General features: G+C 66.9%; 23 protein-coding genes and 1 pseudogene. 8 read left to right on the forward strand and 16 right to left on the reverse strand.

Translation table 11 applies throughout. The features are described from left to right. Window positions 1–454: 454 nt before the first annotated feature. Window positions 455–1,600 (reverse strand): RNA polymerase sigma factor, encoded by a 1,146-nt coding sequence (locus ACFWP7_RS40165; RefSeq protein ID WP_384392792.1) that lies wholly within the window; start codon window positions 1,598–1,600, stop codon window positions 455–457. Between the two features lie 8 nt (window positions 1,601–1,608). Then, on the reverse strand, window positions 1,609–2,016 hold the full coding sequence (locus ACFWP7_RS40170) for a YciI family protein (RefSeq protein ID WP_384392795.1): 408 nt from the start codon (window positions 2,014–2,016) through the stop codon (window positions 1,609–1,611). Window positions 2,017–2,357: 341 nt separating this feature from the next. Between ACFWP7_RS40170 and ACFWP7_RS40175 the strand changes: the two genes are divergently transcribed. Both ACFWP7_RS40175 and ACFWP7_RS40180 read left to right on the forward strand, forming a co-directional pair. Beyond that, entirely contained in the window at window positions 2,358–2,987 is a 630-nt protein-coding gene (locus ACFWP7_RS40175) for a TetR/AcrR family transcriptional regulator (RefSeq protein WP_384392729.1), read from the forward strand. A 118-nt stretch (window positions 2,988–3,105) separates the two neighbouring features. Continuing rightward, window positions 3,106–3,825, forward strand: coding sequence for a DinB family protein (locus ACFWP7_RS40180; protein WP_384392732.1), 720 nt, complete (start codon window positions 3,106–3,108; stop codon window positions 3,823–3,825). Between the two features lie 153 nt (window positions 3,826–3,978). Here the strand turns inward: ACFWP7_RS40180 and cpt are convergent, their stop codons facing one another. From cpt to ACFWP7_RS40230, 10 genes are all read right to left on the reverse strand, one after another. Continuing rightward, entirely contained in the window at window positions 3,979–4,512 is a 534-nt protein-coding gene (gene cpt, locus ACFWP7_RS40185) for a chloramphenicol phosphotransferase CPT (RefSeq protein WP_384392735.1), read from the reverse strand. 533 nt (window positions 4,513–5,045) lie between these two features. After that, window positions 5,046–6,155, reverse strand: a complete 1,110-nt coding sequence (locus ACFWP7_RS40190) for an MFS transporter (protein ID WP_384392738.1) — start codon at window positions 6,153–6,155, stop codon at window positions 5,046–5,048. 844 nt (window positions 6,156–6,999) lie between these two features. Continuing rightward, window positions 7,000–8,112, reverse strand: coding sequence for a 1,2-phenylacetyl-CoA epoxidase subunit PaaE (paaE, locus tag ACFWP7_RS40195; RefSeq protein WP_384392741.1), 1,113 nt, complete (start codon window positions 8,110–8,112; stop codon window positions 7,000–7,002). Further along, entirely contained in the window at window positions 8,112–8,627 is a 516-nt protein-coding gene (paaD, locus tag ACFWP7_RS40200) for a 1,2-phenylacetyl-CoA epoxidase subunit PaaD (protein ID WP_384392744.1), read from the reverse strand. The genes paaE and paaD overlap by 1 nt, the downstream gene beginning before the upstream one ends. Next, window positions 8,621–9,451, reverse strand: coding sequence for a 1,2-phenylacetyl-CoA epoxidase subunit PaaC (paaC, locus tag ACFWP7_RS40205; protein WP_384392746.1), 831 nt, complete (start codon window positions 9,449–9,451; stop codon window positions 8,621–8,623). Before paaC ends, paaD begins: the two co-directional genes overlap by 7 nt. Before the next feature lie 9 nt (window positions 9,452–9,460). After that, on the reverse strand, window positions 9,461–9,763 hold the full coding sequence (gene paaB, locus ACFWP7_RS40210; protein WP_384392749.1) for a 1,2-phenylacetyl-CoA epoxidase subunit PaaB: 303 nt from the start codon (window positions 9,761–9,763) through the stop codon (window positions 9,461–9,463). Further along, a complete protein-coding gene (gene paaA, locus ACFWP7_RS40215; RefSeq protein ID WP_384392752.1) occupies window positions 9,760–10,746 on the reverse strand; it encodes a 1,2-phenylacetyl-CoA epoxidase subunit PaaA in 987 nt (328 codons plus the stop codon). The genes paaB and paaA overlap by 4 nt, the downstream gene beginning before the upstream one ends. A 14-nt stretch (window positions 10,747–10,760) precedes the next feature. Continuing rightward, window positions 10,761–11,006 carry a 3-hydroxyacyl-CoA dehydrogenase NAD-binding domain-containing protein gene (locus tag ACFWP7_RS40220; RefSeq protein WP_384392755.1) on the reverse strand — a complete coding sequence of 82 codons (246 nt, stop codon included), beginning with the start codon at window positions 11,004–11,006 and terminating at the stop codon, window positions 10,761–10,763. Further along, window positions 11,003–11,764: an enoyl-CoA hydratase/isomerase family protein gene (locus ACFWP7_RS40225; RefSeq protein ID WP_384392760.1), complete on the reverse strand. Its 762-nt coding sequence runs from the start codon at window positions 11,762–11,764 to the stop codon at window positions 11,003–11,005. The genes ACFWP7_RS40220 and ACFWP7_RS40225 overlap by 4 nt, the downstream gene beginning before the upstream one ends. Next, a complete protein-coding gene (locus tag ACFWP7_RS40230; protein ID WP_384392763.1) occupies window positions 11,761–12,984 on the reverse strand; it encodes a thiolase family protein in 1,224 nt (407 codons plus the stop codon). The genes ACFWP7_RS40225 and ACFWP7_RS40230 overlap by 4 nt, the downstream gene beginning before the upstream one ends. Before the next feature lie 464 nt (window positions 12,985–13,448). Here ACFWP7_RS40230 and paaI point away from each other — a divergent pair, with 464 nt between their 5' ends. Then, window positions 13,449–13,883 carry a hydroxyphenylacetyl-CoA thioesterase PaaI gene (paaI, locus tag ACFWP7_RS40235; protein WP_384392765.1) on the forward strand — a complete coding sequence of 145 codons (435 nt, stop codon included), beginning with the start codon at window positions 13,449–13,451 and terminating at the stop codon, window positions 13,881–13,883. Beyond that, window positions 13,880–15,226 (forward strand): phenylacetate--CoA ligase PaaK, encoded by a 1,347-nt coding sequence (paaK, locus tag ACFWP7_RS40240; protein WP_384392768.1) that lies wholly within the window; start codon window positions 13,880–13,882, stop codon window positions 15,224–15,226. Before paaI ends, paaK begins: the two co-directional genes overlap by 4 nt. 110 nt (window positions 15,227–15,336) lie before the next feature. Here paaK and ACFWP7_RS40245 read toward each other — a convergent pair. Further along, window positions 15,337–15,564 (reverse strand): annotated as a pseudogene (locus ACFWP7_RS40245) (deaminase); the annotation flags it as partial. Between the two features lie 881 nt (window positions 15,565–16,445). Here ACFWP7_RS40245 and ACFWP7_RS40250 point away from each other — a divergent pair. Next, window positions 16,446–17,036 carry a hypothetical protein gene (locus tag ACFWP7_RS40250; protein ID WP_384392771.1) on the forward strand — a complete coding sequence of 197 codons (591 nt, stop codon included), beginning with the start codon at window positions 16,446–16,448 and terminating at the stop codon, window positions 17,034–17,036. 773 nt (window positions 17,037–17,809) lie between these two features. Further along, window positions 17,810–18,496 carry a TetR/AcrR family transcriptional regulator gene (locus tag ACFWP7_RS40255; RefSeq protein ID WP_384392774.1) on the forward strand — a complete coding sequence of 229 codons (687 nt, stop codon included), beginning with the start codon at window positions 17,810–17,812 and terminating at the stop codon, window positions 18,494–18,496. A 292-nt stretch (window positions 18,497–18,788) separates the two neighbouring features. On the opposite strand, the gene ACFWP7_RS40260 is transcribed toward ACFWP7_RS40255, so the two are convergent. Continuing rightward, complete coding sequence (locus ACFWP7_RS40260; RefSeq protein WP_384392777.1) at window positions 18,789–18,977, reverse strand: hypothetical protein; 189 nt, start codon at window positions 18,975–18,977, stop codon at window positions 18,789–18,791. Between the two features lie 52 nt (window positions 18,978–19,029). Between ACFWP7_RS40260 and ACFWP7_RS40265 the strand changes: the two genes are divergently transcribed. Beyond that, a complete protein-coding gene (locus ACFWP7_RS40265; RefSeq protein WP_384392780.1) occupies window positions 19,030–19,986 on the forward strand; it encodes a prolyl oligopeptidase family serine peptidase in 957 nt (318 codons plus the stop codon). A gap of 636 nt (window positions 19,987–20,622) precedes the next feature. Here the strand turns inward: ACFWP7_RS40265 and ACFWP7_RS40270 are convergent. After that, a complete protein-coding gene (locus tag ACFWP7_RS40270; RefSeq protein ID WP_384392783.1) occupies window positions 20,623–21,345 on the reverse strand; it encodes an alpha/beta hydrolase in 723 nt (240 codons plus the stop codon). A gap of 478 nt (window positions 21,346–21,823) precedes the next feature. Then, window positions 21,824–22,438 (reverse strand): TetR/AcrR family transcriptional regulator, encoded by a 615-nt coding sequence (locus tag ACFWP7_RS40275; RefSeq protein WP_384392786.1) that lies wholly within the window; start codon window positions 22,436–22,438, stop codon window positions 21,824–21,826. Between the two features lie 199 nt (window positions 22,439–22,637). Between ACFWP7_RS40275 and ACFWP7_RS40280 the strand changes: the two genes are divergently transcribed. Next, the gene (locus ACFWP7_RS40280) at window positions 22,638–23,579 is read left to right on the forward strand and encodes an aldo/keto reductase (protein WP_384392789.1); all 942 of its coding nucleotides are present in this window, start codon (window positions 22,638–22,640) and stop codon (window positions 23,577–23,579) included. The last annotated feature ends 705 nt before the right edge of the window (window positions 23,580–24,284 follow it).

The raw sequence follows: 24,284 nt of genomic DNA on the forward strand, positions 1-24,284 counted from the left end.
TTCCCCCTCCTTTGAGGGTGAGGGGTTGTTCAACCCGAGAAGGAAGGTCCGACCGTAGGGTTACTTGATCGGGCGGGCCTTGCGGGCCTTCGCCGGCTTGGCGGCCTTGGCCGGCTTCGCCTTGGCAGGCTTGGCGGGCTTGACCGGGACGACCTTCTTGAAGCTCATGCTTCCTCCATACGCACAGCTCAACGGCTGCCTAGTTCTTTTGCCGAAGCCGTTCGGCTTCGACGTGGAAAACACTAGGAGGCGTTCTTGAGAGGAGTTTAAGGAAACAGACTGCGGGAGACTTTTCCACCTATTCTGAAGATCTCTAATGAATGAGAAAAACACAGGAAAGACGAGAGCCGGGCAGAAACCCGTCAGCAGGGTTCGGCAGCGGCGTAGCTCACAAGGGCACAGCCATCGATGCCGACAACCGGCCCTTCGTGGATGTGCCCCTGGTCGTGCGCCCTCAGCGATCCCCGCGGGCGTTGAGTCGGGCGGCCTGGCGCGTGAGGTGGTCGCGCTCGGCGAGGTTGGGTGCCTTATGGGCCGCCTCGGCGTACAGCCGTGCCGCCGTCGCCAGGTCGCCGTCGCACTCGTGGAGGTACGCCGCCACCGCGGCGTGGCGGGGCAGGGAGTCGTCCAGCGCCGCGAGCGCGGCCAGGCCGGCGCGTGGTCCGTCGGACTGACCGACTGCCACCGCGCGGTTGAGCCGGACGACCGGGCTGTCGGTCAGACGTGCAAGCTCGTCGTACCACTCGACGATCTGTACCCAGTCGGTCTCCGCGGCGGTGGGCGCGTCGGCGTGGAGTGCCGCGATGGCGGCCTGGGCCTGGAACTCGCCCAGCCGGTCGCGGGCGAGGGCCGCCTGCAGGATCCCGACACCCTCGGCGATCGACCTGGTGTCCCATCGGGCGCGGTCCTGCTCGGCGAGCGGCACCAGGCTGCCGTCGGGCGCGGTCCGGGCGGCGCGCCGGGCGTGGTGGAGCAGCATGAGGGCGAGCAGCCCCGCCACCTCGGGGTGGTCGATCGCGGCCGCGAGCTGCCGGGTCAGCCGGATGGCCTCGGCGGCGAGGTCGACGTCGCCGGAGTAGCCCTCGTTGAAGACCAGGTAGAGGACGCGCAGCACGGTGGCGACGTCGCCGGGCTGGTCGAACCGCACTCCGGAGACGATGCGCTTGGCCCGGCTGATGCGCTGCGCCATCGTCGCCTCGGGTACCAGGTAGGCCTGGGCGATCTGGCGGGTGGTCAGCCCACCGACGGCACGCAGCGTGAGTGCGACCGCGGAGGACGGCGTCAGCGACGGGTGGGCGCACAGGAAGTAGAGCTGGAGCGTGTCGTCCACCGCGGGCGCGGGCCCGGTGGCCGGCTGCTCGTCGACGAGGTCCTCACGTCGGCGGCGGGCAGTGTCCGCCCGGGTCGCGTCGAGGAACTTGCGCCAGGCCGCGGTGACCAACCAGCCCTTCGCATCCCGCGGCGGGTCGGCCGGCCATACGCGGACCGCCTCGACCAGCGCGTCCTGCACGGCGTCCTCGGCCGCCGCGAAGTCGGCTCCGCGGCGGACGAGGATCCCGAGCACGCTCGGTGTGAGGCTCCGTAGCAGGGCCTCGTTCACTTCGGAGGTCACTCCGTGACCGTGGGCTGCACGCCGTAGGCAGGACGAAGTTCGAGCCACTCGTGGATCGGCTCCCCGCCCTTCCCGGGGGCGGCCGATAGTTCCCCTGCCAGCTCGACAGCGCGCTCGTAGCTGTCGACGTCGATCACCATCCAGCCGGCGATGAGGTCCTTGGTCTCGGCGAACGGTCCGTCGGTGACCGGGGGGCGCCCTTCGCCGTCGTACCGGACGAACGTCCCCCCGGGGGCGAGCGCCTGCTCGCCGACGAACTCACCGGTCCCCACAAGCCGGTCCGCGAAGTCGCGCATGTACTGCACGTGGGCCGAGATCTCCGCCGGCGTCCACTGGTCCATGGGTGCGTCGTTGACCGAAGCCGGGGCGCCGCGGTAGTGCTTGAGGAGCAGGTACTTGGCCATCGTGTTCTCCTTGGTGCTGATACGACCCATTGTGGTCGCGTTCACAGCAGGGACGGAGCCGGTCACCGGTTCTCGACATCGCCGTCCGAGTTTTATTGAGACTCGTCGACGGGCCTGGGCGAGCCGTCCCACGGTGTCCGGGTCCACGCCGTGGCGTCAGGACGGGTCGGAGCGACGTCTTCCAAGATCATCCCCTGTGACCGGTAGCTCCCCGCCCCGCAGCCGAAGTGGACCGTGGACGACACCCTCATCAAAGAATCGTGGGCAAGGGCGTCGACCGTGCCCACGCCCTCCGGGCGCAGTGGTAGGCCAGTGATCGCGCCTGTTGCGACAATGGGCAGGTGAATAACGTGTCATCACAGAATCAGGATCGCCGAAGCCGACCCAACTACGACCGTGAATCTCTTCTTGAGATCGCAGTGGAGGTCTTCAATGAGCGTGGTTATGACGCCACCGGTATGGAGGAGTTGGCCAGACGCCTGGGCCTGAGCAAGTCCAGCATCTACCACCATGTCTCCGGCAAGGAGGAACTTCTGGACCTTGCTGTCACCCGTGCTCTCGATGCCCTTTTTTCTCTCATTGACGAACCCAATACATCCGAACTCGCCCCCACGGCCCGGCTTGAGCACATCGTACGTCGGAGCGTCGAAGTACTCGCAGCCGAGTTGCCGTATGTGACCTTGCTACTGAGAGTCCACGGGAACAGTGCTGCCGAACAGCGAGTCCTCAAGCGACGGCGAGAGTTCGATCACCGTGTGGCCGAGCTGGTCGAACTCGCGGCGCAGGAAGGAGGAATCCGGGCCGATATCGATCCCCATCTCGCAAGCCGACTGGTTTTCGGCACGGTGAATTCTCTCATCGAGTGGTACCGGCCGGACGGGGAGCTTCCCGTCTCGGTTCTCGCCGATGCTCTCACCGTCCTCGTGTTCGGCGGCTTGCGGTCTCCTGGACAGCCTGGCGGTGTGCGGTGATGCCGGGTGTGCTGAACCGCTCGGCGGGCGAAGAATTCGGTCGCGCCCGGCGAGGTGAGCCGATACGTTCCGCCTGAGCACAGTGAGGTGCGCGACGCGGCCGCAAGGGGAGATCTGCATGGACACCGAGGGTGCACGGACCGACCGTCTGGGCTTGCTGCTCGAGCAGTTCGACAAGGCACGGGAGATGGCTCAGGTGCGGCTGACGGGGCTCGGTGACGAGGAGTACCTGTGGGAGCCGGTGCCCGGTTGCTGGTCGCTCCGGCGCCGGGGCGAGGCGGCGACCCCCAGGGCGTTCGGTCCTGGTGAGTGGGTGCTCGACCTGGGCGCGGCGGACATCCCGGCGAGCGAGTACGCCGAGGTTGCCCGGCAGGCCGCCGGCGGCATGACCGTTGCCAAGATCGCCGACGACTGGAGTGTGAGTGTCGAGCGGGTCGAGCAGATCCTCGCCCACACCGGTGAGCCGGAGCCGGACACGGCGCCGATCACGACCATCGCCTGGCGGCTGGGACACCTGCACCACCAGTTCGCGGGCGGTTGGGAGTGGGCCTTCGGCGAACGGCTGAAGGATCCGAAGCTGATGATTGACTTCTCCCCCTCCGCCGCCCTGACACTCGAGCGGTTCTGGCCGGTGATCGACCGCTGGCGCGCGAGCGTAGGTGCCGTCACGGAAGAGCAGCTCGACACGGTCGGCTTCTCGCAGTACCCGTACGGTTCCGACCCCGACGACCCCTTCATCGGCGTGCTGTCGGGGGCCAACCTCGAATTCATCCATCACATGGCCGAGATCGCGTTGCTCCGCGACCTGTGGCGAGCCCGCTTCACCGCTGGCGGGTAGTGCCGCGAGCGTGTTTCGTGGCGTTGCCGGTCCACGCGCCGGTGAATGGTTCGTAACCCGCAGCGTGAGACCGCCAGTTGAGCCGACGGGGGCCCTTGACAGACCCAGCTGGACCAGGCCGACGGGAAAACGGCGTGAGAGGTGATCCAGCGGTCAACCGACGTGGGCGGCGATGGTTCGCGCACACGTCAGGGACTCGGTGCGCGTCGTGTCCACCTCCAAGTCGTAAGAGACCCCCTCGTGAACCACATCCGCCTGCGCCGCGGCCATCCCCTGGACGCGATCTCCTCGCGCGACCTCACGGCCCGCGGCGACCGCACTGTCGCACCTGACGCCCACCCACAACACGGGCAGACCACCGAGTGCCTTGTGCCACCGCTGCTGAGACGCCGCTCCGCCGAGGAAGACGTCATCGATGATGACTCTGGCGCCTGCACGGGCCATCGCCACGACGCCGTCCTTCCAGGCCGCCTCCAGAGCCCGGAAGTCCGCCCCGACGGTCACTTCGCCGTCCGCCGCGAACACGATTCCCCCGTCCGACGCCCGCATCTTCACTGGCAGGGCGTCGACGAACGAGTCGCACCCGAACGTCAGCCACGGATCGGCCAGTTCGGCCTGCAGGCACCGTACGATTCCGGACTTTCCCGAGCTTGAACCACCGTTGAGAATGATCACCTGAGTCGTCACCGCGCCACGGTAAGGCGCTTCCCTCGCGACACGAAACGAATTCCGATGACGGCACGGCTCGTTCGAGCCGCGCGAGGTCACACAGTCATCAGCCTTATGAAGGCTTCGACCATCGTGACCCTCCACACCGCAAAGGGGAGACTTGCACATGTAAACAGTATGAGTAGGTGCTTCCTGCCCGCCCAGGTGTTCGTGACGTCCATGAAGACTGTTGCCATTTCAGGCGCGAGCGAAGACCCGTTGCCGGTGCCCCACCGACCGATCGACAGAAGAACGCCGGCGTCCACGACGGGATCCCCCAGAGCGGACGTCAATCTCTGACCGCCGTCTCTGGAGGACCCCGACCGTCAAGCCGTTCTACGGGTAACCAGCCACACACAGCCGAGGCTGATCAGCGTCACCGCCGTGAGGTACAAGGCGATAGGTGTGGTGGATGACCAGCTCGTGTAAAGGCCTGTGGCAACGGTTGGCGCCAGGCCGCCACCGAGTATCGACCCCAACTGGTAGCCGAGAGAGGCCCCGCTATAGCGAATCTAAGCTCTGAAAAGTTCCGAGAACAGCGCCGCTATCGGCCCATAGACGATACCCATGAATATAGCCGTCACCAGGAGCGCCAGCAGAATCAGGGCGGAGTTCGCGGTGTTGATCATTGGGAACAGGAAGAGTGCGCACCCGACAAGGCCTAGGGAACCGACCCTGAGCACCACCCGCCGGCCATGCCGGTCCGAGAGAGCGGAGGCCCAGGGAATAACCGCGAGCCACACCAGGGACGCGATGAGGGTGAGGACGAGGATGCGGTTCCGGTTCAGTTCCAGCACGGCGGTCGTGTAGGACAGCAGGTAGGCCATGAAGATATAGCCGACCGCGTTGATTCCGATGAACGCCCCGGCGGATAGGGCCACTTCCTTCCAGTGTTCTCGCAGTACTGCCACGATGGGCATGCGTTGTTCCGTTTTCGACTGCTTGACCGCCTCGAAGTCCGGGCTTTCAGAGATGGTGAGTCGAATCACCAGGCCTGCCACGACCATGACGGCGCTCGCCAGGAAGGGAACTCGCCACCCCCACGCCAGGAACGCGTCACTGCTGAGATTGGTCGTAAGGCCGAGGAACACCAGGTTGGCAAGAATGAGCCCTCCTGGCACACCCATCTGCGGGAAACTTCCGTAGAAGGCCTTCTTTCGATCAGGGGCATGCTCGACAGCCATGAGGACCGCTCCGCCCCACTCTCCACCGACCCCTATGCCCTGGATGAAACGCAGGGTCACCAGCAGGATCGGCGCCCAGACGCCGACGGTGGCGTAGGTGGGAAGCAGCCCTATGCCCACCGTGGCAAGTCCCATGGTGAGCAGTGAGATAACCAGCATGGACTTGCGGCCGACCCGGTCACCGAAGTGACCCATCACGATGCCGCCCACCGGGCGGGCCAAGAAGCCGACCGAGTAAGTGGCGAAGACAGCCAGGGTTCCCGCTGCCGAGGAGACACCGGGGAAGAACAGTGGTCCGAATGCAATGGCCGCAGCCATGCCGTAGACGAAGTAGCCGTACCACTCGATGGCGGTTCCGACGAAGCTCGCTGTTGCCACTTGCAGCGGGCGTACCCGCTTTGGCGTGACCGTCCCGGGTAGGTTTCGGTCGATGGCCACTGCTGTCTCCTGACAGGGTGAGCGATGCCGCCGCAGCTGTTCATCGGGGCTTGGGGAGAGGAATACCGGAGCGAAGTGGGGAATGAAATCGCTCAGTTGCCGATCTGATCGAGGCCGGTCTGTCACTGCCTCGATCAACAACTGGATGTGCCCTGCCGGCTTGTGCGCTGAGCCAAATCCTTCTGCCACGCCTCGTGCAGTCGGACTTCGCTGGTCGCAACAAGCAGGGCGCTGCGCAACTGGATTCCACCGAGTTCACTGGGTGAGTGATACCAACGGCGCCAGCAGCAGTCGGCGGAAGACCGGGGCAGGGTGGCGCCCGGGCCGCTCCCGCCAGCTGGAGATGGAGACTCTGCAGCTGAGTGGACCAGGCCTTTCATCATGTCGGCAGAAACTTCCAGGGCTGCGGCTGATCATCACCCCAGACCTACCGACCGAACGATTGGTCGTCTCGTGAGTGGTAAGTAAAGGCAGCCGTGCAACCGGTGTCAAGAGAGTTGAACGGATGGAAGTTTGCCCGCCCAAGAGCATCGCTGGGGCAATCGATTACTACCGCCTCTCGGCACCCTGACTGTCGCAGAGATGGCGTTCGACACCTCGGGCTACTCGGGGGAGATACCGGTGTCGGAGGCCCGCACAGCCACGTCCTCCATCCGCACAACTCAGGACAAGTGACGCCCCGTCGATGGCAAGCGGGAGGGGCAATCAGGCAGGCTCACAGTCCGTGTGGCGTTTGCTGATTTGCACATACGCAGTTCTGGGATGTGCTCGTGACCTCGCGCGTTCGGCCGCACACGAAGAGACGACCGTCGCTCAGGAGTGCCCATTGGTTCGCCGAGCTGGGTCAGCTGTCGTAGTCGACGGACAGCGTCTCGGAGAGCGGGTACGTCTGGCACGTCAGCACGTATCCGGCGTCGATCTCAGCGGTTTCGAGGGCGTAGTTACGGCGCATGTCCGCCTCGCCTTGGGTGACTCGAGCACGGCAGGTGCCGCAGACCCCTCCCTTGCAGGCAAAGGGAAGGTCCGGACGGATGCGCGCAGCCGAGTCGAGGATCGTGCCTGCGCGGGGTAGCGCGGCCGTGGTGGAGCGGCCGTCGAGGGTGATGGTGACCTCGCTGACGGGTCCGTCGGCCGTTGGCTCCTCGCGGCGGATCGCTTGGGCCGGCTCGTCGGCGAAGAACAGTTCCTGGTGCACTCGTTCGTTGGACACATTGAGTTTCGCGAGTACCTGCTGGGCGTCCCGAACCATGCCGTGGGGACCGCACAGCCACCAGTGGTCTGCGCTCGGGACATCGATCAGTCCGTCGATGAGGGCATCGAGGCGCTCGCCGTCCAGGCGGCCGGAGAGAAGGTCGGCTTCACGGGGTTCCCGGGAGAGGACATGTGCGAGCTGGAATCGTGTGCGGTATGTGTCCTTCAGGTCGGCCAGCTCGTCGGCGAACATGACTGTGTCGGTGCGCCGGTTTCCGTAGAAGAGCGTCACCTTCGACTTGTCGTCGGACGCCAGTACCGACTCGGCGATGGACATCATGGGGGTGACCCCGGATCCCGCTGCGATGAGTACATGGTGACCGGGCCCTGTGAGGTCTGGTGTGAAAACACCTGTGGGAGCCATGACTTCGACGGCGTCGCCGGGCTTCACCTCGTGGACCAACCAGGAGGAGAACAGCCCACCTGGTACCTCCCGGACTCCGATGCGAAGGGGTGCGCCGACCGGTGAGCAGATCGAGTACGAGCGCCGTTCGTCCCGTCCGTCGATCTTCCGCCGCAGAGTCAGTGACTGACCTGGCGCGAAGAGGAACTCCTCCGCCAAGGCATCGGGAATCTCAAAGCTGACAGCGACCGCGTCTTCGCACAGGCGTTGTACGCTGGCCACGCGCAGGGAGTGGAACATCGGGCGGCGCCTGCGTGCCCTTGTCGCGGGGGCACCGGAAGTCGGTGCCGTCAGCTCTGCCATCAGATCTCCTTGACGTACTCGAACGGCTCATGGCAAGTCAGGCAACGCCACAGTGCCTTGCAGGAGGTGGACCCAAATCGCGATGTCTCCTGGGTGTCCACCGACCCGCAGCGCGGGCACGGCACGATGCGGCGCATCGGTGAGAGGCTCAGCGGTACCGGGCCGGCGGGGCGTTGCGGTGTCTTCAGGGGCGGGGCGATGTCGTACTCGGTGAGTTTGCTGCGCCCTGCGGGGGTGATCCAGTCACTGGTCCACGGCGGGTTCAGTACCGTGCGGATTTCCACCCGCTCGAAGCCGGCCTCCCGCAGGCGGGCGGACACGTCGGCCCGCATCTCCGCCATGGCCGGGCAACCTGAGTACGTCGGGGTCAGGCTTGCGACCACCGTGCCGTCCTCCGTGATGGTCACGTCGCGCAGGACGCCCAGGTCGGCCAGGGTGAGCATGGGCAGTTCGGGGTCGGGCACCTGCTCGGCAACTCGCCGGGCGCGCCGGACGTCGGACAGGGCGGTCACCATGTCGCGTCCGGATGAGCGCGGGCCACACTCTGCAGTTCGGCAAGGAGAGGCGCGAGGTATTCGGTGTGGTCGCCGTGCCGCCCCGCTCCGGGCACGGGCGAAGCCTGCGGCATGCTGAGCCCTGCGGCGTCCAGAACCTGCTGAAGATCTGCCAGGACTTCGCTCCGCCCATCGTGGGCCGAGAACAGTTCCTGCAAGTAAGGGGCCACGTCTGCCAGCGCGTTGGTAATGCGGCGGTGGGATTCCTCTGTTCCGTCTCCCAGGCGCACCATCCACTCGGCTGCGTACTGTCGGTGGTAGGCCAGTTCCTTCAGGGCCTTGGCAGCGATCGCCGCCAGTACGGGATCCGGCGACGATTCGAGCCGGGCGAAGTGAGCGAGACGCCAGCTGGAGAACACGAACAGCCGCACGACGGAGAACGCGAAGTCTCCGTTGGGAAGTTCGACCAGGCGGACGTTGCGGAAGTCCTCGGCGTCCCTGAAGTAGGCATAGGCGTCCTCGGTGCGTCCGCTGCCGTCGGCCTGGCCGCAGCGGGCGTACAGCAGTCGCGCCTGGCCCAGCAGGTCGAGTCCGATGTTGGCCAGCGCCACCTCCTCCTCCAGCTCCGGGGCCAGGGTGACCCATTCGGCGAGCCGTTGCGCCAGGACCAGGGTGTCGTCGCCGAGTGCCGTGCAGGAGGCAGCCAGTTCGGCGGCATCGATGCTGTCGGGCACCGAGGTGTCCACGCCGTGCAGGGGGTCTTCGAAGCCGGTACCGAACGCCCAGCGTGCATCGCTGTCGTCGTGGCCCTCGGCCAGAGTCATGTAGACGTGATCGTCGCTCATCCCCGGCTCCTAGATGTGCGGGACATCGTCAGGGATGTCGTAGAAGGTCGGGTGGCGGTACACCTTGTCCGCGCTGGGCACGAAGAAGGGGTCCTTCTCGTCGCGCGTGGAGGCGGCGATGTACTCCGAGCGCACGGCCCAGATACTGACGCCCTCATTGCGCCGGGTGTAGAGGTCGCGGGCGTGGGTGAGAGCCATCCGGTCGTCCGCGGCATGCAGCGAGCCCACATGCACATGGTTCAGTCCGCGCTTGCCCCGGACGAACACCTCGTACAACGGCCAGTCCCGCTTCTCGTTCTCCGACTCGCTCATGCTGCTGCCTCCTCACGTGCTCGGGCGGCCTGCTTGCTCGCATGGACGGTGGCTGCCTCCCGTACCCAGGCGCCTTCATCGTGTGCGACCCTGCGCCGTTCGACTCGCTCCGTGTTGCACGGGCCGTCACCGCTGATCACCCGCTTGAGTTCGGCGAAGTCAGGGGTGCCGAAGTCGTGGTGGCCGCGTTCCTCGTTCCATCGCAGTTCAGGATCGGGCAGGGTGACACCGAGCTTCGCCGCCTGCGGCACGGTCATGTCGACGAAGCGCCGGCGCAGTTCGTCGTTGGTGTGCCGCTTGATCTTCCAGGCGATGGACTGAGCGGAGTTGGGCGAGTCATCGTCCGGCGGACCGAACATCATCAGTGAGGGCCACCACCATCGGTCCACGGCGTCCTGCACCATCTCGCGCTGGGCGTCGGTGCCGCGCATCATCGTCAGCAGCAGTTCGTAGCCCTGGCGCTGATGGAACGACTCCTCCTTGCAGACTCGCACCATGGCTCGTGCATAGGGGCCGTACGAGCTACGGCACAGGGGCACCTGGTTGCAGATCGCCGCGCCGTCCACGAACCAGCCGATGACGCCCACGTCAGCGAAGGTGGGCGTCGGGTAGTTGAAGATCGAGGAGTACTTCTGGCGGCCCTCGATCAGTCGCTGGGTCAGGTCGGCCCGGTCCACTCCCAGGGTCTCGGCAGCGGAGTAGAGGTACAGGCCGTGGCCCGCTTCGTCCTGGACCTTCGCGAACAGGATCGCCTTGCGGCGCAGCGACGGCGCCCTGGTGATCCATTCGCCTTCCGGCTGCATGCCGATGATTTCCGAGTGTGCGTGCTGGGCGATCTGGCGGACCAGCGTCTTGCGGTATCCCTCGGGCATCCAGTCGCGCGGTTCGATCCGCTGGTCCCGCGCGATCGTCGACTCGAATTGGGACCGCAGCTCCGGCTCGGTGTCGCTACCGGAGGACGCGACGGACTGTGCTGTAGCCATGTGTACCACCTTACCTACCGACCATTCGTTCGGTCCATCATACGATGAGCCCTCCCCGGACTGGCAAGCACCGGGCGGGTCAGTGCCCGGAAAAGGACGGCTGCTGTCCGGCCAGAAAGGCTCGCACCGCGCCCCGGTGATCCTCTGTGCCGCCCAGCCGCCACAGTCACCGCCGAGCCGGCGGCGGCGAAGGACTGGGCGATCCCCGAGCCCATGCGTCCGCCCCCGATGACTCCGACGGCCTTGGGCGCTGACGTCATATCCGGCTCCTTCTGTCGAGAAAACGTGTCATGCGGTCCTTCTTGTCCTCGCTCTCGAACAGCACGGCCTGTGCCAGGTCGTCGGCCACGGGGTGGGCGCCGGGCGAGTCGACGACGAGCTTCGTGAGACGCAGGGCCGTGGCCGACGAGCGCGCCATACGGTCGAGTAGCGCGTGGGCTTCCCGCACCAGTTCCTCGGCCGGTACGACGTCGATGACCAGGCCCGCAGCGTGAGCCGCCCGGGCGTCGAGGTTGCGGCCGGCGAGCAGGACCTGCTTGGCGACCGACTCACCGACCAGTTCGGGCAGACGCCAGCAGGCACCGGCCGCCGCGAGAATGCCAAGGCCCGGCTCGGGATTGCCGAAAACAGCATCGGCGCCGGCCAGGCGCAGGTCGCAGGCGTACGCCAGTTCGGCGCCGCCGCCCAGAGCCCAGCCGTCGACCGCGGCGAGCGTGGGCATGGGCAGCCTCCGGACTCGCTCGAACAACCGGCTGTTGATGCCCTGCAGAGCTTCGTCCCTGCCTCGCTTGACCAGTTCGGAGATGTCGGCCCCGCCGGCGAAGACACCGCCGTGTCCGGTCAGGAGCAGCAGCTTCGGGGTGCGTTCCAGTTGTGCGCACACCTCGTGCAGTTCGGTGATCATGCGGCCGCTGATGGCGTTGCGGGCCTCGGGGCGGTGCAGAGTGACGACGACCCGGTCGGTCCGCTCCTCCACCAGCAAGGTGTCGTACGACGCGCGGTGACTCCCGGCGGTCATATCCGCTCCACCAGGAGCGCGACGCCCTGGCCCACGCCCACGCACAGGGTGGCCAGGCCGCGGCTGCCGTTCTCCCGTTCCAGCCGACCGAGGAGTGTGAGGAGGATGCGGGCGCCGGAGCAGCCCAGTGGGTGGCCCAGGGCGATGGCCCCACCGTCGGCGTTGACCTTCTCCTCGTCCAGCTTCAACCGCCGTATCACGGCGAGTGCCTGAGCGGCGAAGGCCTCGTTCAGCTCGATCGCGTCGAGTTCCCCGATCCCCCAGCCCGCGCGGCCGAGCGCCTTCTCGGTGGCCGGGACCGGCCCCAGTCCCATGAGGTTGGGCTGCACGCCGGCCGAGGCGGAGCCGATGATCCGTGCCCGCGGGGTGAGCCCATAGCGGTCGACGGCTGCCGCGCTGGCGAGCACCAGTGCGGCGGCGCCGTCCGACAGCGGCGAGGAGGAGCCTGCCGTGACGATGCCGTCCTTGCGGAAAATGGTGCGCAAGGAGCCCAGCTTCTCCAGGGTGGTGGTCGCCCGCGGTCCCTCGTCCCGGGTCACCGAAGTGTCCTTGACCGGGACCGGCACGATCTCCCGGTCGAAGCGGCCTGCCTCCTGCGCCGCAAGAGCTCGCTGGTGACTGCGCAGGGCGAAGGCGTCCGACTCGGCACGGGTGATGCCGTCCAGAGCCGCCACCTCTTCGGCGGTCTCCCCCATGGACAGGGTGATCTTCGGCGTCTGCGGTCCGGACTCGTTGGCGACGGCCCGGTCCGCGGCTGCGAATCGCGGGTTGGTGAATCGCCAGCCCAAAGAGGTGTCGTGCACCTGGCCCGGCTTGGCCCACGGGGTGCCGGGCTTCTCCATCACCCAGGGTGCGCGGGTCATGGACTCCACTCCCCCGGCGACCACCAGATCGGCCTCTCCGGCGCGGATCGTGTGAGCGGCTGCGGCCACCGCTGTCAGGCCCGAAGCACACAGGCGGTTGACGGTGTAGCCGGGCACGGTGTGGGGCAGGCCCGCGAGCAGTGCAGCCATGCGTGCGACGTCCCTGTTGTCCTCACCGGCCTGGTTGGCGGCGCCCAGGACGACTTCGTCCACGGCTTCGCGCGGAATGGCAGAGCGGCGGACGGCCTCGCCCACGACCAGAGCCGCGAGGTCGTCAGGGCGCACGGAGGCGAGGGCGCCGCCGTAGCGCCCCTGCGGGGTCCGGGCTCCGTCGATCAGGTAGATCTCATCCGACATCAGGCGGACTCCTCAATTGGGGCAGGGCAGGACGGCGCGACTGCAGGGTCGCGAAGCGGCCGGCGACGAGGGCGACATCGGACAAGGTGGCACTGGCCGCCGGGTTGGCGGTGGTGTACGTCGGCAACCGGCGCCCCCTCCGAGTCGAGCCTTGCCACCAGCGGCGTTCGCAGGATGACCCCGGGATACCCGGGGTGCGCGACGGCGGCCGACGCGTGGACCGTGCGGCCCGGACCGGCCGCCTGCTCAAGCCGCTCGCGCACTCCGTCGTTCACGATGGCTCCCAGGGTGTCGGCCGCGGCGGCCGCCTGGTCGGGCAGCGGGCTGTGACGTGCGAAGGAGTCAAGATCCTCGAGGTTCTGTTGGAGCATCCGGTCCCCCTCTTGACAGGCAGGAGTCTTGCTGGATTACTTGGCCTTGCCGCACGCTAACCGAATGTTCGGTCGGTCCACAAGGTGGTGGAAATGACGACCCAGGTAAACAGCACGACACCTGATCCCGTCACCAGGATGTTCGCCGATGACGAGGCATCACGAGGGCTCGGCATCGAGCTGCTGCAGCACGGCGACGGGACTGCCGTGCTCCGGATGACCGTGACCTCCGCCATGGTCAACGGACACAGGATTGCCCATGGCGGCTTCCTGTTCCTTCTCGCCGACTCGGCCTTCGCCTGCGCCTGCAACAGCCACGGACCCGTCACCGTCGCCGCGGCTGCCGACATCGACTTCATCGCGCCCGCGCACGAAGGTGATGTCCTGGTGGCCACGGCACATGAACGCACTCGGTTCGGCCGCAGCGGCATCTACGACGTGAGTGTCCTGCGCGGCGACGAAGTGATCGCGGAGTTCCGCGGCCGAAGTCGCACTCTTCGCAGCACGCAACATGAGGAGCCGCAATGAGCAGCGAAGTCATCGTGCCCGAGCACCTGGAAGCGCGCCGGGGAGAGCCGCCTCCCAAGGCATTGCTGGATGACAGCGAACGGCTGTCGCGCGAGGAGATCAGGTCTCTCCAACTCACCAGACTGCGCACGACGCTGCGGTACGCATACGACAACGTGGAGCTGTACCGGCACAAGTTCGACGAGGCCGGAGTCAAGCCCGACGACTGCCGCAGCCTTGAGGACCTCTCCCGGTTCCCCTTCACCACCAAGGCCGACCTGCGCGACACCTACCCCTTCGGCATGTTCGCCGTCCCGATGTCGGACGTACGCCGCGTACACGCCTCCAGCGGCACCACCGGCCGCCCCACGGTGGTCGGTTACACCGACAACGACCTGTCCATGTGGGCCGATGTCGTCGCCCGCTCCATCCGGGCCGCCGGCGGCCGCCCGGGTCACGGAGTCCACATCTCCTACGGCTACGGCCTGTTCACCGGCGGCCTCGGCGCCCACTACGGCGCCGAACGCGCCGGATGCACCGTGATCCCCGCCTCCGGCGGCATGACCGCTCGCCAAGTGCAGATCATTCAGGACTTCAAGCCCGAGATCATCATGATCACGCCCTCGTACATGCTCACCCTCCTCGACGAGTTCGAGCGCCAAGGCATCGACCCTCGCTCCACCTCCCTCAGGGTCGGCATCTTCGGTGCCGAGCCCTGGACGGAGCAGATGCGCCGCGAGATCGAAGAGCGCCTGAACATCCACGCTGTCGACATCTACGGGCTGTCCGAGGTGATCGGTCCCGGCGTCGCCCAGGAATGCGTGGAGACCAAGGACGGACTGCATGTCTGGGAGGACCACTTCTACCCCGAGGTCGTCGATCCGCTCACCGATGAGGTCCTGGCGGAGGGTGACAGCGGTGAACTGGTCTTCACCTCGCTCACCAAAGAAGCCCTGCCCATCGTCCGCTACCGCACACGGGACCTGACTCGGCTGCTGCCCGGGACCGCCCGGCCAGGATTCCGCCGTATCGAGAAGATCACCGGCCGTTGCGACGACATGATCATCCTTCGTGGTGTCAATGTCTTCCCCAGCCAGGTGGAAGAGATCGTGCTGCGTACGCCTGGTGTTGCCCCTCACTTCCAGATCGAACTCAGCCTGCGCGGACGGATGGACCACATGACGGTCCGCGTGGAAGCACGGCCCGACAGCGGTCCCCCTCAGCGTGCGGCCGCCACAAAGGCCATCGCTCAGGGAATCAAGGATGGCGTCGGAGTCTCCGTCGAGGTTGCCGTCGTAGACCCGGAAACCCTGGAGCGGTCGCTGGGCAAGCTTCGCCGCGTGAAGGACATGCGTCGGCCCTGAAGGGCCTGGGGATCCATACGTCCTTCATCCGCAGGGTCCGGTACTTCCTCACGCCTGCGGGATGAGGGCAGGCTCGCGTCCTTCGTGGGAGCACAGGGTTTGTGTACTCAGTCATGGTCGCGCCAGGGCCCCCGCTGGGCGCCGAACTTGTTGCGGCCCATGATCTCGGCGCCGATGCTGCGTGCGAAGTCCCGTGTGAAGCAGTCGTCGAGGCCGCGACCGCCTCCGGGGTCGGTGCGCCAGGGCCGGCTTGGCGTGGCACCGGCCCAGGCGAACAGCCGCTCGGGATTGGCGTGACCGAACGGGCTCTCGAGGCTCTGGTGCTCACCGCCACCGATTCCGTCACTTGAGACGTCGGCGCGGGGGTGGCGTGGCGTCGGCGCAGGTAGGCGTGCAGAGCCCGGTTCCGCACGGTGTGGTTGGGTTGTGGGGGTCAGCGAGGGTGAACTGCCTCAGTGGTCCGAAGTGCGCAGCGTCTGTCCTGCGACGGTTGGCGCCCCCACAGGGCATCATGGTCGACCGAGTAGCACCCGGGGCAATAGCGCACTCCGTGGGTGCGGTGACAGGTGGCCCGCGCCCGGTCGGGCTTGGTCTGCCGGGCCCAGCGGTTGCCGCCGGTGGTGCGGATCCCGAGGGGGCCGAACTCGTGGCAGGCGGAGACCCCCGGTCCTGGAAACGCTCGACCATTTCCTCGATCCGGTCCAGCCTCGCCTCACACCCCGGGGTCGGGGGGCTTCTCCTTGGTGCGCTGGAAGGTGACGCCGCGGCGGGCGAGCAGGCCACGTAACGCCTCGCGGCCGATGCGGATGACCCGCCTGTGAACTTTCCCCAGGCAGGCGACAAGCTTGGGCAGTGACCAGGCCGGGGAAGGGCCGGCCGAGCCTGCCGGAAAGGGTGATGGCCGTCCGGCGGGGGCTACACGACTCTCGGTGATACGACTCGCGGAACAACCCCCACAACTCGTCGGGGACCCCAACTCGTCGTGAACCACAGCGGGTTGGGGCCATTACCGTAGGCACCTACGCATACGCGCGCCTCGTCGGGTCAGTCCCAACTTGGCCTGGCCGGGCGCTCCCTAATAGGTGGGTTCAGCACCCCGAGGGGAACATGGAGGCACGGACATGCGTAGTATCCCTAAGTTATTGCAGGCACATTGGCTGCACGTGCTACCAAAATTCTTGGAGCCGTTGGCGCCTGGACCAAAGGAGAGGCCCACTCCATGCCTGATTCCCCCATCTCGACCACCAGTTTGACCTCGCAATACAGCGCACAGATCGCCGAGGATCTGGAGCGCAACACCAAGGAAAAGGACCGTCTCACCTCAGAGATCGATGCCCTGCAGGCGCAACTCAACGCACTCCAGAACGACCATCAGATACTGCAGGGCCTCCAACAGGCGCTGAGCCAGCAGGACATGACTGCGCCGAAGGCTCCCGCTGCCTCCGGCACGGTGTCCGTGCCGGCGCAGCGGCAGGTGAAGACCGCTTCCAAGCGCTCCGGCGCGAAGGCGAAGAGTGCAGCCGAGAGGTCACCTCGTGGCAAGTCTCGTGCAGGGCAACCCACGCTGATCGACCTCATCCGCACTCACCTCGATGAGCAGGCAGAGCCACGTTCAGCAGCGGAAATCACCGTTACGCTCGGCGGGAGCCATCCCGACCGGAACCTCAAAACCACGGTCGTGCGCACCACCCTTGAGAACCTCGTGGCCAAGAACCGCGCCCGGCGCCTCAAGCAGGGCCACTCGGTCTTCTACGTGTCCCCCGAGGACAACTCGGTAGCCGAGGTCGAGGCTGCCGCCACCTCCGACTGAGGGGCGCGCCACTCGCCCGCAGGCTCACAGTCGGTCCGCTGACTCGACCGACTCGCGCCCCTGCGGATGGTGAACCACCCCCGCACACCGCCGTTTCACCAGCGAATACCAGGCAGCATCTCCTGTCACCGAGTTGCGCAGGCGGGGGTGGGTTCTTTCCTCCCTGGATGGTCATACACGGGAATCATCCGGAGAGGTAGGTCTCCAGATTCCACTTACACCCATCCCTGTGAAGAAGATGTCTCCGCATTCAGCCGACCAAGTGCGGCCAATTTCGCCTCCCCCTACCAGCGACGCCAGAACGGCCCCACAGGTCGGCCGTCTTGCGAAAGAACTCAGACAGCCCCGAACGCTTTTGGCTCAGACCTTCACTCGGGGCTCTTGTCGTACAGACTCTTCGCCCAAGATCACACACCGTCGCCGCCGAGGGAGCGGCCAGCAGGGGTGTGCGAGGACATGGTGACCCCATCCCTGCGGTTCACCGCGTGGCGGGTAGGGGTGTGAGCGACACATGAAGTCATCCGAATACGCAAGACGCCAGGGCAAGTTGGCACCGTTGGCACCTCGCCTCGACCGACGACAGGACGATCCTTCCGCCGGCGCGGCGTGCGTGGATCGGGTGGCGCCGTAGCGGAGCTGATCACGGTGACCGGCGGGGGAGCTGGGACATCGCCAGAAGGATGAGCAGACGCGGCCGCCGGCAGCCCCGCAGGCGATCTCTTGCCCCCCTCACGGCAAGGACTGGGTGTGATCAACAGGGTTACCATGTCGATATGACTGAGAGTTCCCGGGGAAGCAAGCCGACTGATGGTGGCCGTCCCCTGAGGCGAGATGCCGCTCTCAATCGGGAGAGAATCCTGCAGGCGGCACGCGAGGTCTTCAGTCAGCGCGGGTTGGGGGTCACACTCGACGACGTGGCCCACCATGCCGGAGTCGGCGTCGGTACGATGTATCGCCGCTTCCCCACCAAGGAAGCCCTCGTACGTACCCTGTTCGAGCAGGATCTCGCGATGCGGCAGGAGTCGGCCGAGAAGGCGCTTGCTCACCCTGACCCTTGGGAAGGCCTCGTCGACTTCCTCATGGAGATGACGGCCGACCTCGCCGGGAACCGCGGCCTCCATGAGGTGATCATGCTGGGCAGCCACAGCTCCGAGCCCATGGAGACAGCGCGCGGAGGCATGCTCCCCTTCCTCGGAGCCCTGATCCGCCGGGCCCAGGAGAGCGGGGATCTCCGGGCTGAGGTAACCCCTTCCGACATCCCCGTCATCCAGCACATGCTGAGCGCCGCCACCCAGTTCACGCAGGGGAAGCGGCCGGATATCTGGCGCCGCTACATCGAGGTCCTTCTGAACGGCCTCAGAGAGCGCCCCGACAACACTCCACTGACGACTCCCAGCCTCAGCAACGAAACAGTGGAGCAGGTAATGGGCCTGGTCAGGCCCGCTGAGGAACGAGAGTAGCGAGCCAGCGGCAGGACCTGTCGGCGCCTGCGCACAGGGCCCCATTCCGGAAACTCGGGATCGCGCACCGGCAGGATCGGGTCACCCCAGCGTCGTCTCCACGATCGTCGGTGTTCTGATCGGCATCGACAGAACACCTCCCCCAACGCTCTCCGTGAGCGGGAGCCTGCCCTCTCCGTTCGGCTGAAGTTCCCGCCTCGGGATGCTCGTCAGGGCCAGAGCGACCCCCTCGGTGGGCTACCCATGTACTGCACATCGACCAAGGCGGTGCTACCGTTAATAAATGGAGAGATTATCTCCGCTTGAGGAAGAGGTTCAGCATGTCTGCGCGCAGCACGCTCAGCGTGATCGCAGGGATCACGCTTCTCGGTCTCGGCGTGACGGCTTGCTCGTCAGGGGGGTCCACAACAGCCGCCGGATCCGTGTCGCCATCGCCCGCGACGAAGACCGCCGCCTGCCCGGCGCCCTCCAGCGGAGCCACGAGCGCCGCTCCCTCAGGGGCATCAAGCGGGGCTCCCACCCCGGCAATTCCGGTGGCCAAGACAGTGAAGCCGACCAGCACCCGCTCAAGCACGGTCATCACTCCGGACGGCCCGCAGATGCAGTGCACCAACACCGAGGTGACGACCCACAAGGACATCACGTACTCGTCACCCACGGCCAACGGTAAGAAGGTCGACCTGAAGCTGGACCTTCAGGTGCCGCAGACGGCAGGCAAGAAGCCCCTGGTGGTCTACATCACCGGAGGCGGGTTCGTGATGGCGGACAAGTCGGCCAACCTCGGCGAACGCACCTACGTCGCGGATCAGGGTTACGCGGTCGCGAGTATCGAGTACCGCACAGAGACGACCGGCTCGACGTACAAGGACGGCGTCGCCGACGTGAAGTCCGCCATCCGCTATCTGCGTGCCCACGCGGACGAGTACGGCATCGATACGAACAAGGTGGCCGTCTGGGGCCAGTCGGCCGGCGGGTACCTCGCGGCCATGGCTGGTGCCACCAACGGGAACAAGCAGTTCGACACGGGGGACAACCTCGACCAGAGCAGTGACGTCCAGGCCGTTGTCGACGAGTTCGGCGCCGGCGACCTGGCAAAGATCGCCGACGACTGCGACGCGGCGACCAAGGCCACGTATATGGCGCCTGGCAGCTTCATCAATGCGTACGTATTCGGTCCCGGCTCCACCAAGACCGTCGCTGCGGACCCCGCCGCGAACAAGGCAGCCGACCCTGCCACTTACCTGGGATCCTCTTCGGCCCCCTTCATCCTGCTCCAGGGATCCGACGATCACATCATCTCTCCCAGTCAGTCGTTGATCCTGCTCGACGCCCTCAAGGCCAAGGGAGTGGAGGCGACTCGCTATGTCGTCAAGGGTGCCGACCACGGAGACATGTCGTTCCTCGGTGACGTCGAGGCCGGTGTGCCGTGGTCCACGCAGAAGGTGATGGGCACCATTTCCGGGTTCCTGGACAGGAAGCTCGGGAGCTGATGTCCGGTGGGTCGGGTTCGGGAGGGGCGGCGGGCGGCGGATTCGGGGCCCCGAGCCTGCGGCCACGCGTGCAGGCCGGCTACCCCTCTCTGGATCCCCTCCCCCACCCGAAGCCGCTTCCTTCACCGCCGTTACCTGTCCTGCTCCGCCACAAGGTGAGACGGCAGACGGGAGCTGACCACGCCTGCACCTCCCCGGCCTTCGGTCGGAGTTGGTGGGGGTGATGCAGGTGGCACGTAAGGCCCGACGTTCGGGTCCCCAAAGCCCCTACGGCCTGTGACTTGGGTTCGGTGTGGAGTTTGGCGTGGTGCTCCATGTTGCGGTTGGTTCGCGGACGGCTGGCAGCCGGCCACCAACTCCGGCCCGGTCCGGGCGTTCGTGGTCGAGTCGGTCCGCCTGCCCGGCGGTCCGCCCGGTACGGGGCGAGTGCCTGACGGCGTAAGCCCAGGTGATGGAGGCGCCGGTGGCCGAGCGCCGCCCCGGCCGGACGGTACCGCCGGTGGCCGGTTCCGCCGCGATCGGGGCGGTTGTGGATCTGATGGCTACCGCCATCGAGGAGGGGCGCGGGCCTGTCCTCGATGAGCGGCAGCCTGGCCGGCACCGCTTACCGACTGATGCCGGTCCGGCGGTCGGGCCTTACTTCAGGTGCCGGCCGAAGAACCGGTTCCCGTCCTCCACCTCGAACCACGGGGTGCCGGTGTGCCCGCCCAGATTGGCGTGCAGCGTCTTCTCCTTGGTGCCGAAGGTGTCGAACAGGTCCAGGGCCCGCTGCCGGGGGTTCCCTTCGTCGTCCCACTGCAGCAGGAGCAGCAGCGGAATGGTGACCTGCTGGGCCTCCTCGCGCTGAGCGCGGGGCACGAAACCCCCGGCGAAGAAGCCGGCGGCCGCGATGCGCGGCTCGGTCACCGCAAGCCGGATGCCGAGGGCGGTCCACCCCGAGTACCCGACCGGGCCGCCGATCTCGGGCAGCGCAAGGAGAGCGTCCAGGGTGGTCCGCCATTCCGGGACCGCCTTTTCGACGAGCGGGCCGATGAAGGACTCGAAGATCTCGTCGACCGGCTCGCCGGCCTGCATCGCCCGGCGCAGGTCGGCGCGGGCCTGCTCGTCGGCGGCGGATCGGGGCCGGTCACCGCACCCGGCGGCGTCGATGGTGGCCACCGTGTAGCCGTACGCCGCGCAGTGCCGGGCCCGGGCCACCAGCCGGGATGCACCCTTGGGCAGGCCGTTGTTGTGGGCCATCAGGATCAGCGGGGCCGGTGCGGCGGATTCAGGCGTCCACAGGGTGCCGGGGATCTCGCCGAGGATGAACTCGCGTTCGAGGACATCGTCGTCGAGGCGTTGTTCGGAAGTGAATTGCATGGTCGTACCTTTCGGGAGTGCTCGTAAACGGCGCTCCCGGACGACCTACCGCCCGACCATGACCCCAGAGGGGAGCACCCATGTCGATACTGCGTTCACGGGTACCACCTCCTCGTCCTCTCGCACGGCCTTCAGAAAAGTAGCAGTGGTCACCGTGGCCCGCCAACGGGTTTTCGCGCAGGCTCCGTTGGCGGATGCCACGGAGCCACTCACCCAAAGGCCAAGGGCCAAGGGCCGTGCAGTCAATGCCTCAGGCCTGTGCCGTGATCGCAGCGTGGCGAATTCAGAATGCTGCGCCGAGCAGGCGGGCAACCTCTACGTGCTGCGTAACGGAGCGGCCTGGCATGACGTCCCTCGTCAGGTGGTGGGTTACTCAGGCATGCTCAGCGCTACGGCGCGCATGCCTGCCCAAGCCCGTCCGAGCGTCCTGGCGCGGTCCGTCTACAGGCAGCCACGAGGCCCGGGGCACTGAACCCGGTCAGGCATTCCAGCCGCCGTCGACGCCGATGTCGCTTCGAATCCCAGCCTGCAGACCGTCCATCAGGAGTCCGATCAGCCGGTCGGCCTGGGACCGCCAGTCACCGGATACGTCCAGACGGAGAAGCCCGCTCATGGCCAGTACCACGTCAGCCGTCCCGAGATCGGCACGGATCGCTTGGGCGGCTACACCCGCGGCGACGAGGGAGTCGATCGCGCCGAAGACCTTCGCGTAGGACTCGGACGCCCACCCTCCGTCGGAGGGATTCATGCTCTGCAGCGCTTCGGACATCTGTTGCTTGGTGACCAACAGGGCCGCCAGGCGTCTCATCCACTCCCTGAGCGCCTGATCCGGCGGCAGCGTCTTGAGGAGACTGTCCGCGGCCGAGCACAGCTGATCCACCTCGTACTCGTAGGTGGCCAGGACGAGAGACTCCCGGTCCGGAAAGTGCCGGTAGAGGGTGGCGATGCCTACCCCGGCGGCTTTGGCGATGCCACCCAGTGAGGCGTTCTTGCCCACGCGGTTGAACTCGTCCTGCGCTGCGGCCAGCAGCTTCTCGCGGTTTCGACGAGCGTGGGCGCGTACCGGCTGCGGGGGCCCCTGACGTTCATGCATGCGCGCTCTCCCCGGGCCTCTCATGCCGCCTGGGCAGGCAGACATTACCGACCCTGCTTGCTTACCGGAGGACCCTCCGATAGCGTGATTGATACCGGAGGGTCCTCCGGTATCTCTGTCACCCTACAACCGTCCTGCGGCCCCGTACGCGCTTACGACGCTGCGAGTGTGCGCCGTGGACGACGAACGGAGACATTCCATGAACACCATTTCACTCGGCGACCTCGCCACCTCCTCCCAGGGACTTGGCTGCATGGGGATGAGCGAGGGATACGGTCCCACGAGCTGGGACGACGCGATCGACACCGTCCACCGCGCCCTCGACCTGGGCGTCACCCTCATCGACACCGCCGACGCCTACGCCTTCGGCCACAACGAGGTGCTCGTGGGCCGCGCCATCTCCGGTCGCCGCGACGAGGTCCAGGTCGCGACGAAGACCGGTATCGACCGCGTGGGCAGCGACGCCTGGGTGCTGCGCGGAGAGGCCGGTTACATCAAGCGCGCGTGTGACGCCTCCCTGATGCGTCTGGGGGTCGACCACATCGACCTCTACTACCTGCACCGGCCCCCGCAGACCGCCGAGATCGAGGAGTCCGTCGGCGCCATGGCGGAGCTGGTGAAGGAGGGAAAGATCCGGCACATCGGCCTCTCCGAGGTTGACACCGCGCTCCTGCGGCGCGCTCACGCCGTTCATCCGATCACAGCGGTCCAGAGCGAGTACTCGATCTGGTCCCGTGATCTCGAGACGACGGTTGCGGACGGCCTGCGCGAGCTGGGAGTGGCCCTGGTGGCGTACGCGCCGCTTGGCCGGGGCTTCCTGACCGGCACGGTGGATGCGGCATCCCTGCCTGCTGGTGACGCCCGGAAGCGGCTTCCCCGCTTCCGGACCACCGCCAACGAGGCGGTGGCGGACAGCGTCCGCTCTCTGGCGGAGCACAAGGGGGTCACCGCGGCGCAGCTCGCCCTTGCCTGGGTGCATGCGGGCAGCGAGCGCCTCGGTGTTCCCGTGGTGCCCATTCCCGGGACGAAGCGCGTGAAGTGGCTGGAGCAGAATGTGGCCGCCGAGAGCATCGAGTTGACCGCCGACGAAGTGCGCGCGCTCGATGCGCTGGCGGTCCAGGTGGTGGGCGGCCGTTACTGACCGACGTGACTGCCGCGGCCCGGGAAGCCATGGCACTCCGCCGGGTGGGAGAGGGCTCACGGTCCGATCGTGTTGACGAGAGGCCGCACAGGATTGGCCCACTACTCCCGCTCCGCCGAACCGAAGACACGGATCTCTGCCGAACCGAAGCACGCACACACCCGCTCGCCTGCTGGGCCCGACAGGGCGTGCCGAAGTTGCCTGGCGAGAGAACGACCTCGGCCGCAAGAGACACCAACAGCACATCATCGGCGTACCGCGCGCCCAGCGGCACGCCAATCGGCAGGCCTTCACTGTTCCAGGTGAGGGGGATGGTGATCGAGGGCATGCCGGTGAGGTTGTAGACCCCGGTGTACGGCATGAACGCGGTCCTTCCGGCGAGCCCGGCCGCCGGTCCGCATCGTCGCGCAACTCTCCGATCCGCACCGGCGGTTGGACCAACACCGGGACACGATGATGTCGTAGCCGACGAAGAGCAGGTCGGTGAGCATCTGCCCCGAGGCCGCGGAAGGTCGACAGGCAGGTGCAGAGCGCCCGTTACCCGTCGTCGGTGGCGATCTTCCGTGGCTGGACCGGGCCGGCGGGTGGTGATGGGTTTCCTCGGCTGTGGTGCCACGCGTACGAGAACGCCTGTCGGCGGGGGGGGGGCCGGGGGCACCAAAATGGCGGGGGGGGGGCCCCCCGGGGGGGGGGGGGGTTTGTGGT

This window comes from Streptomyces sp. NPDC058470, from assembly GCF_042721055.1.
Taxonomy (GTDB): domain Bacteria; phylum Actinomycetota; class Actinomycetes; order Streptomycetales; family Streptomycetaceae; genus Streptomyces.

What these genes read in the sequence shown, in the direction of transcription:
- ACFWP7_RS40170 (WP_384392795.1), bottom strand. Translation starts at nt 2,016, where the DNA reads ATGGCCAAGTACCTGCTCCTCAAGCACTACCGCGGCGCCCCGGCTTCG.
- ACFWP7_RS40180 (WP_384392732.1), top strand. Translation starts at nt 3,106, where the DNA reads ATGGACACCGAGGGTGCACGGACCGACCGTCTGGGCTTGCTGCTCGAG.
- paaE (WP_384392741.1), bottom strand. Translation starts at nt 8,112, where the DNA reads ATGGCAGAGCTGACGGCACCGACTTCCGGTGCCCCCGCGACAAGGGCA.
- paaD (WP_384392744.1), bottom strand. Translation starts at nt 8,627, where the DNA reads ATGGTGACCGCCCTGTCCGACGTCCGGCGCGCCCGGCGAGTTGCCGAG.
- paaC (WP_384392746.1), bottom strand. Translation starts at nt 9,451, where the DNA reads ATGAGCGACGATCACGTCTACATGACTCTGGCCGAGGGCCACGACGAC.
- paaB (WP_384392749.1), bottom strand. Translation starts at nt 9,763, where the DNA reads ATGAGCGAGTCGGAGAACGAGAAGCGGGACTGGCCGTTGTACGAGGTG.
- paaA (WP_384392752.1), bottom strand. Translation starts at nt 10,746, where the DNA reads ATGGCTACAGCACAGTCCGTCGCGTCCTCCGGTAGCGACACCGAGCCG.
- ACFWP7_RS40220 (WP_384392755.1), bottom strand. Translation starts at nt 11,006, where the DNA reads ATGACGTCAGCGCCCAAGGCCGTCGGAGTCATCGGGGGCGGACGCATG.
- ACFWP7_RS40225 (WP_384392760.1), bottom strand. Translation starts at nt 11,764, where the DNA reads ATGACCGCCGGGAGTCACCGCGCGTCGTACGACACCTTGCTGGTGGAG.
- ACFWP7_RS40230 (WP_384392763.1), bottom strand. Translation starts at nt 12,984, where the DNA reads ATGTCGGATGAGATCTACCTGATCGACGGAGCCCGGACCCCGCAGGGG.
- paaI (WP_384392765.1), top strand. Translation starts at nt 13,449, where the DNA reads ATGACGACCCAGGTAAACAGCACGACACCTGATCCCGTCACCAGGATG.
- paaK (WP_384392768.1), top strand. Translation starts at nt 13,880, where the DNA reads ATGAGCAGCGAAGTCATCGTGCCCGAGCACCTGGAAGCGCGCCGGGGA.
- ACFWP7_RS40250 (WP_384392771.1), top strand. Translation starts at nt 16,446, where the DNA reads ATGCCTGATTCCCCCATCTCGACCACCAGTTTGACCTCGCAATACAGC.
- ACFWP7_RS40255 (WP_384392774.1), top strand. Translation starts at nt 17,810, where the DNA reads ATGACTGAGAGTTCCCGGGGAAGCAAGCCGACTGATGGTGGCCGTCCC.
- ACFWP7_RS40270 (WP_384392783.1), bottom strand. Translation starts at nt 21,345, where the DNA reads ATGCAATTCACTTCCGAACAACGCCTCGACGACGATGTCCTCGAACGC.
- ACFWP7_RS40275 (WP_384392786.1), bottom strand. Translation starts at nt 22,438, where the DNA reads ATGCATGAACGTCAGGGGCCCCCGCAGCCGGTACGCGCCCACGCTCGT.
- ACFWP7_RS40280 (WP_384392789.1), top strand. Translation starts at nt 22,638, where the DNA reads ATGAACACCATTTCACTCGGCGACCTCGCCACCTCCTCCCAGGGACTT.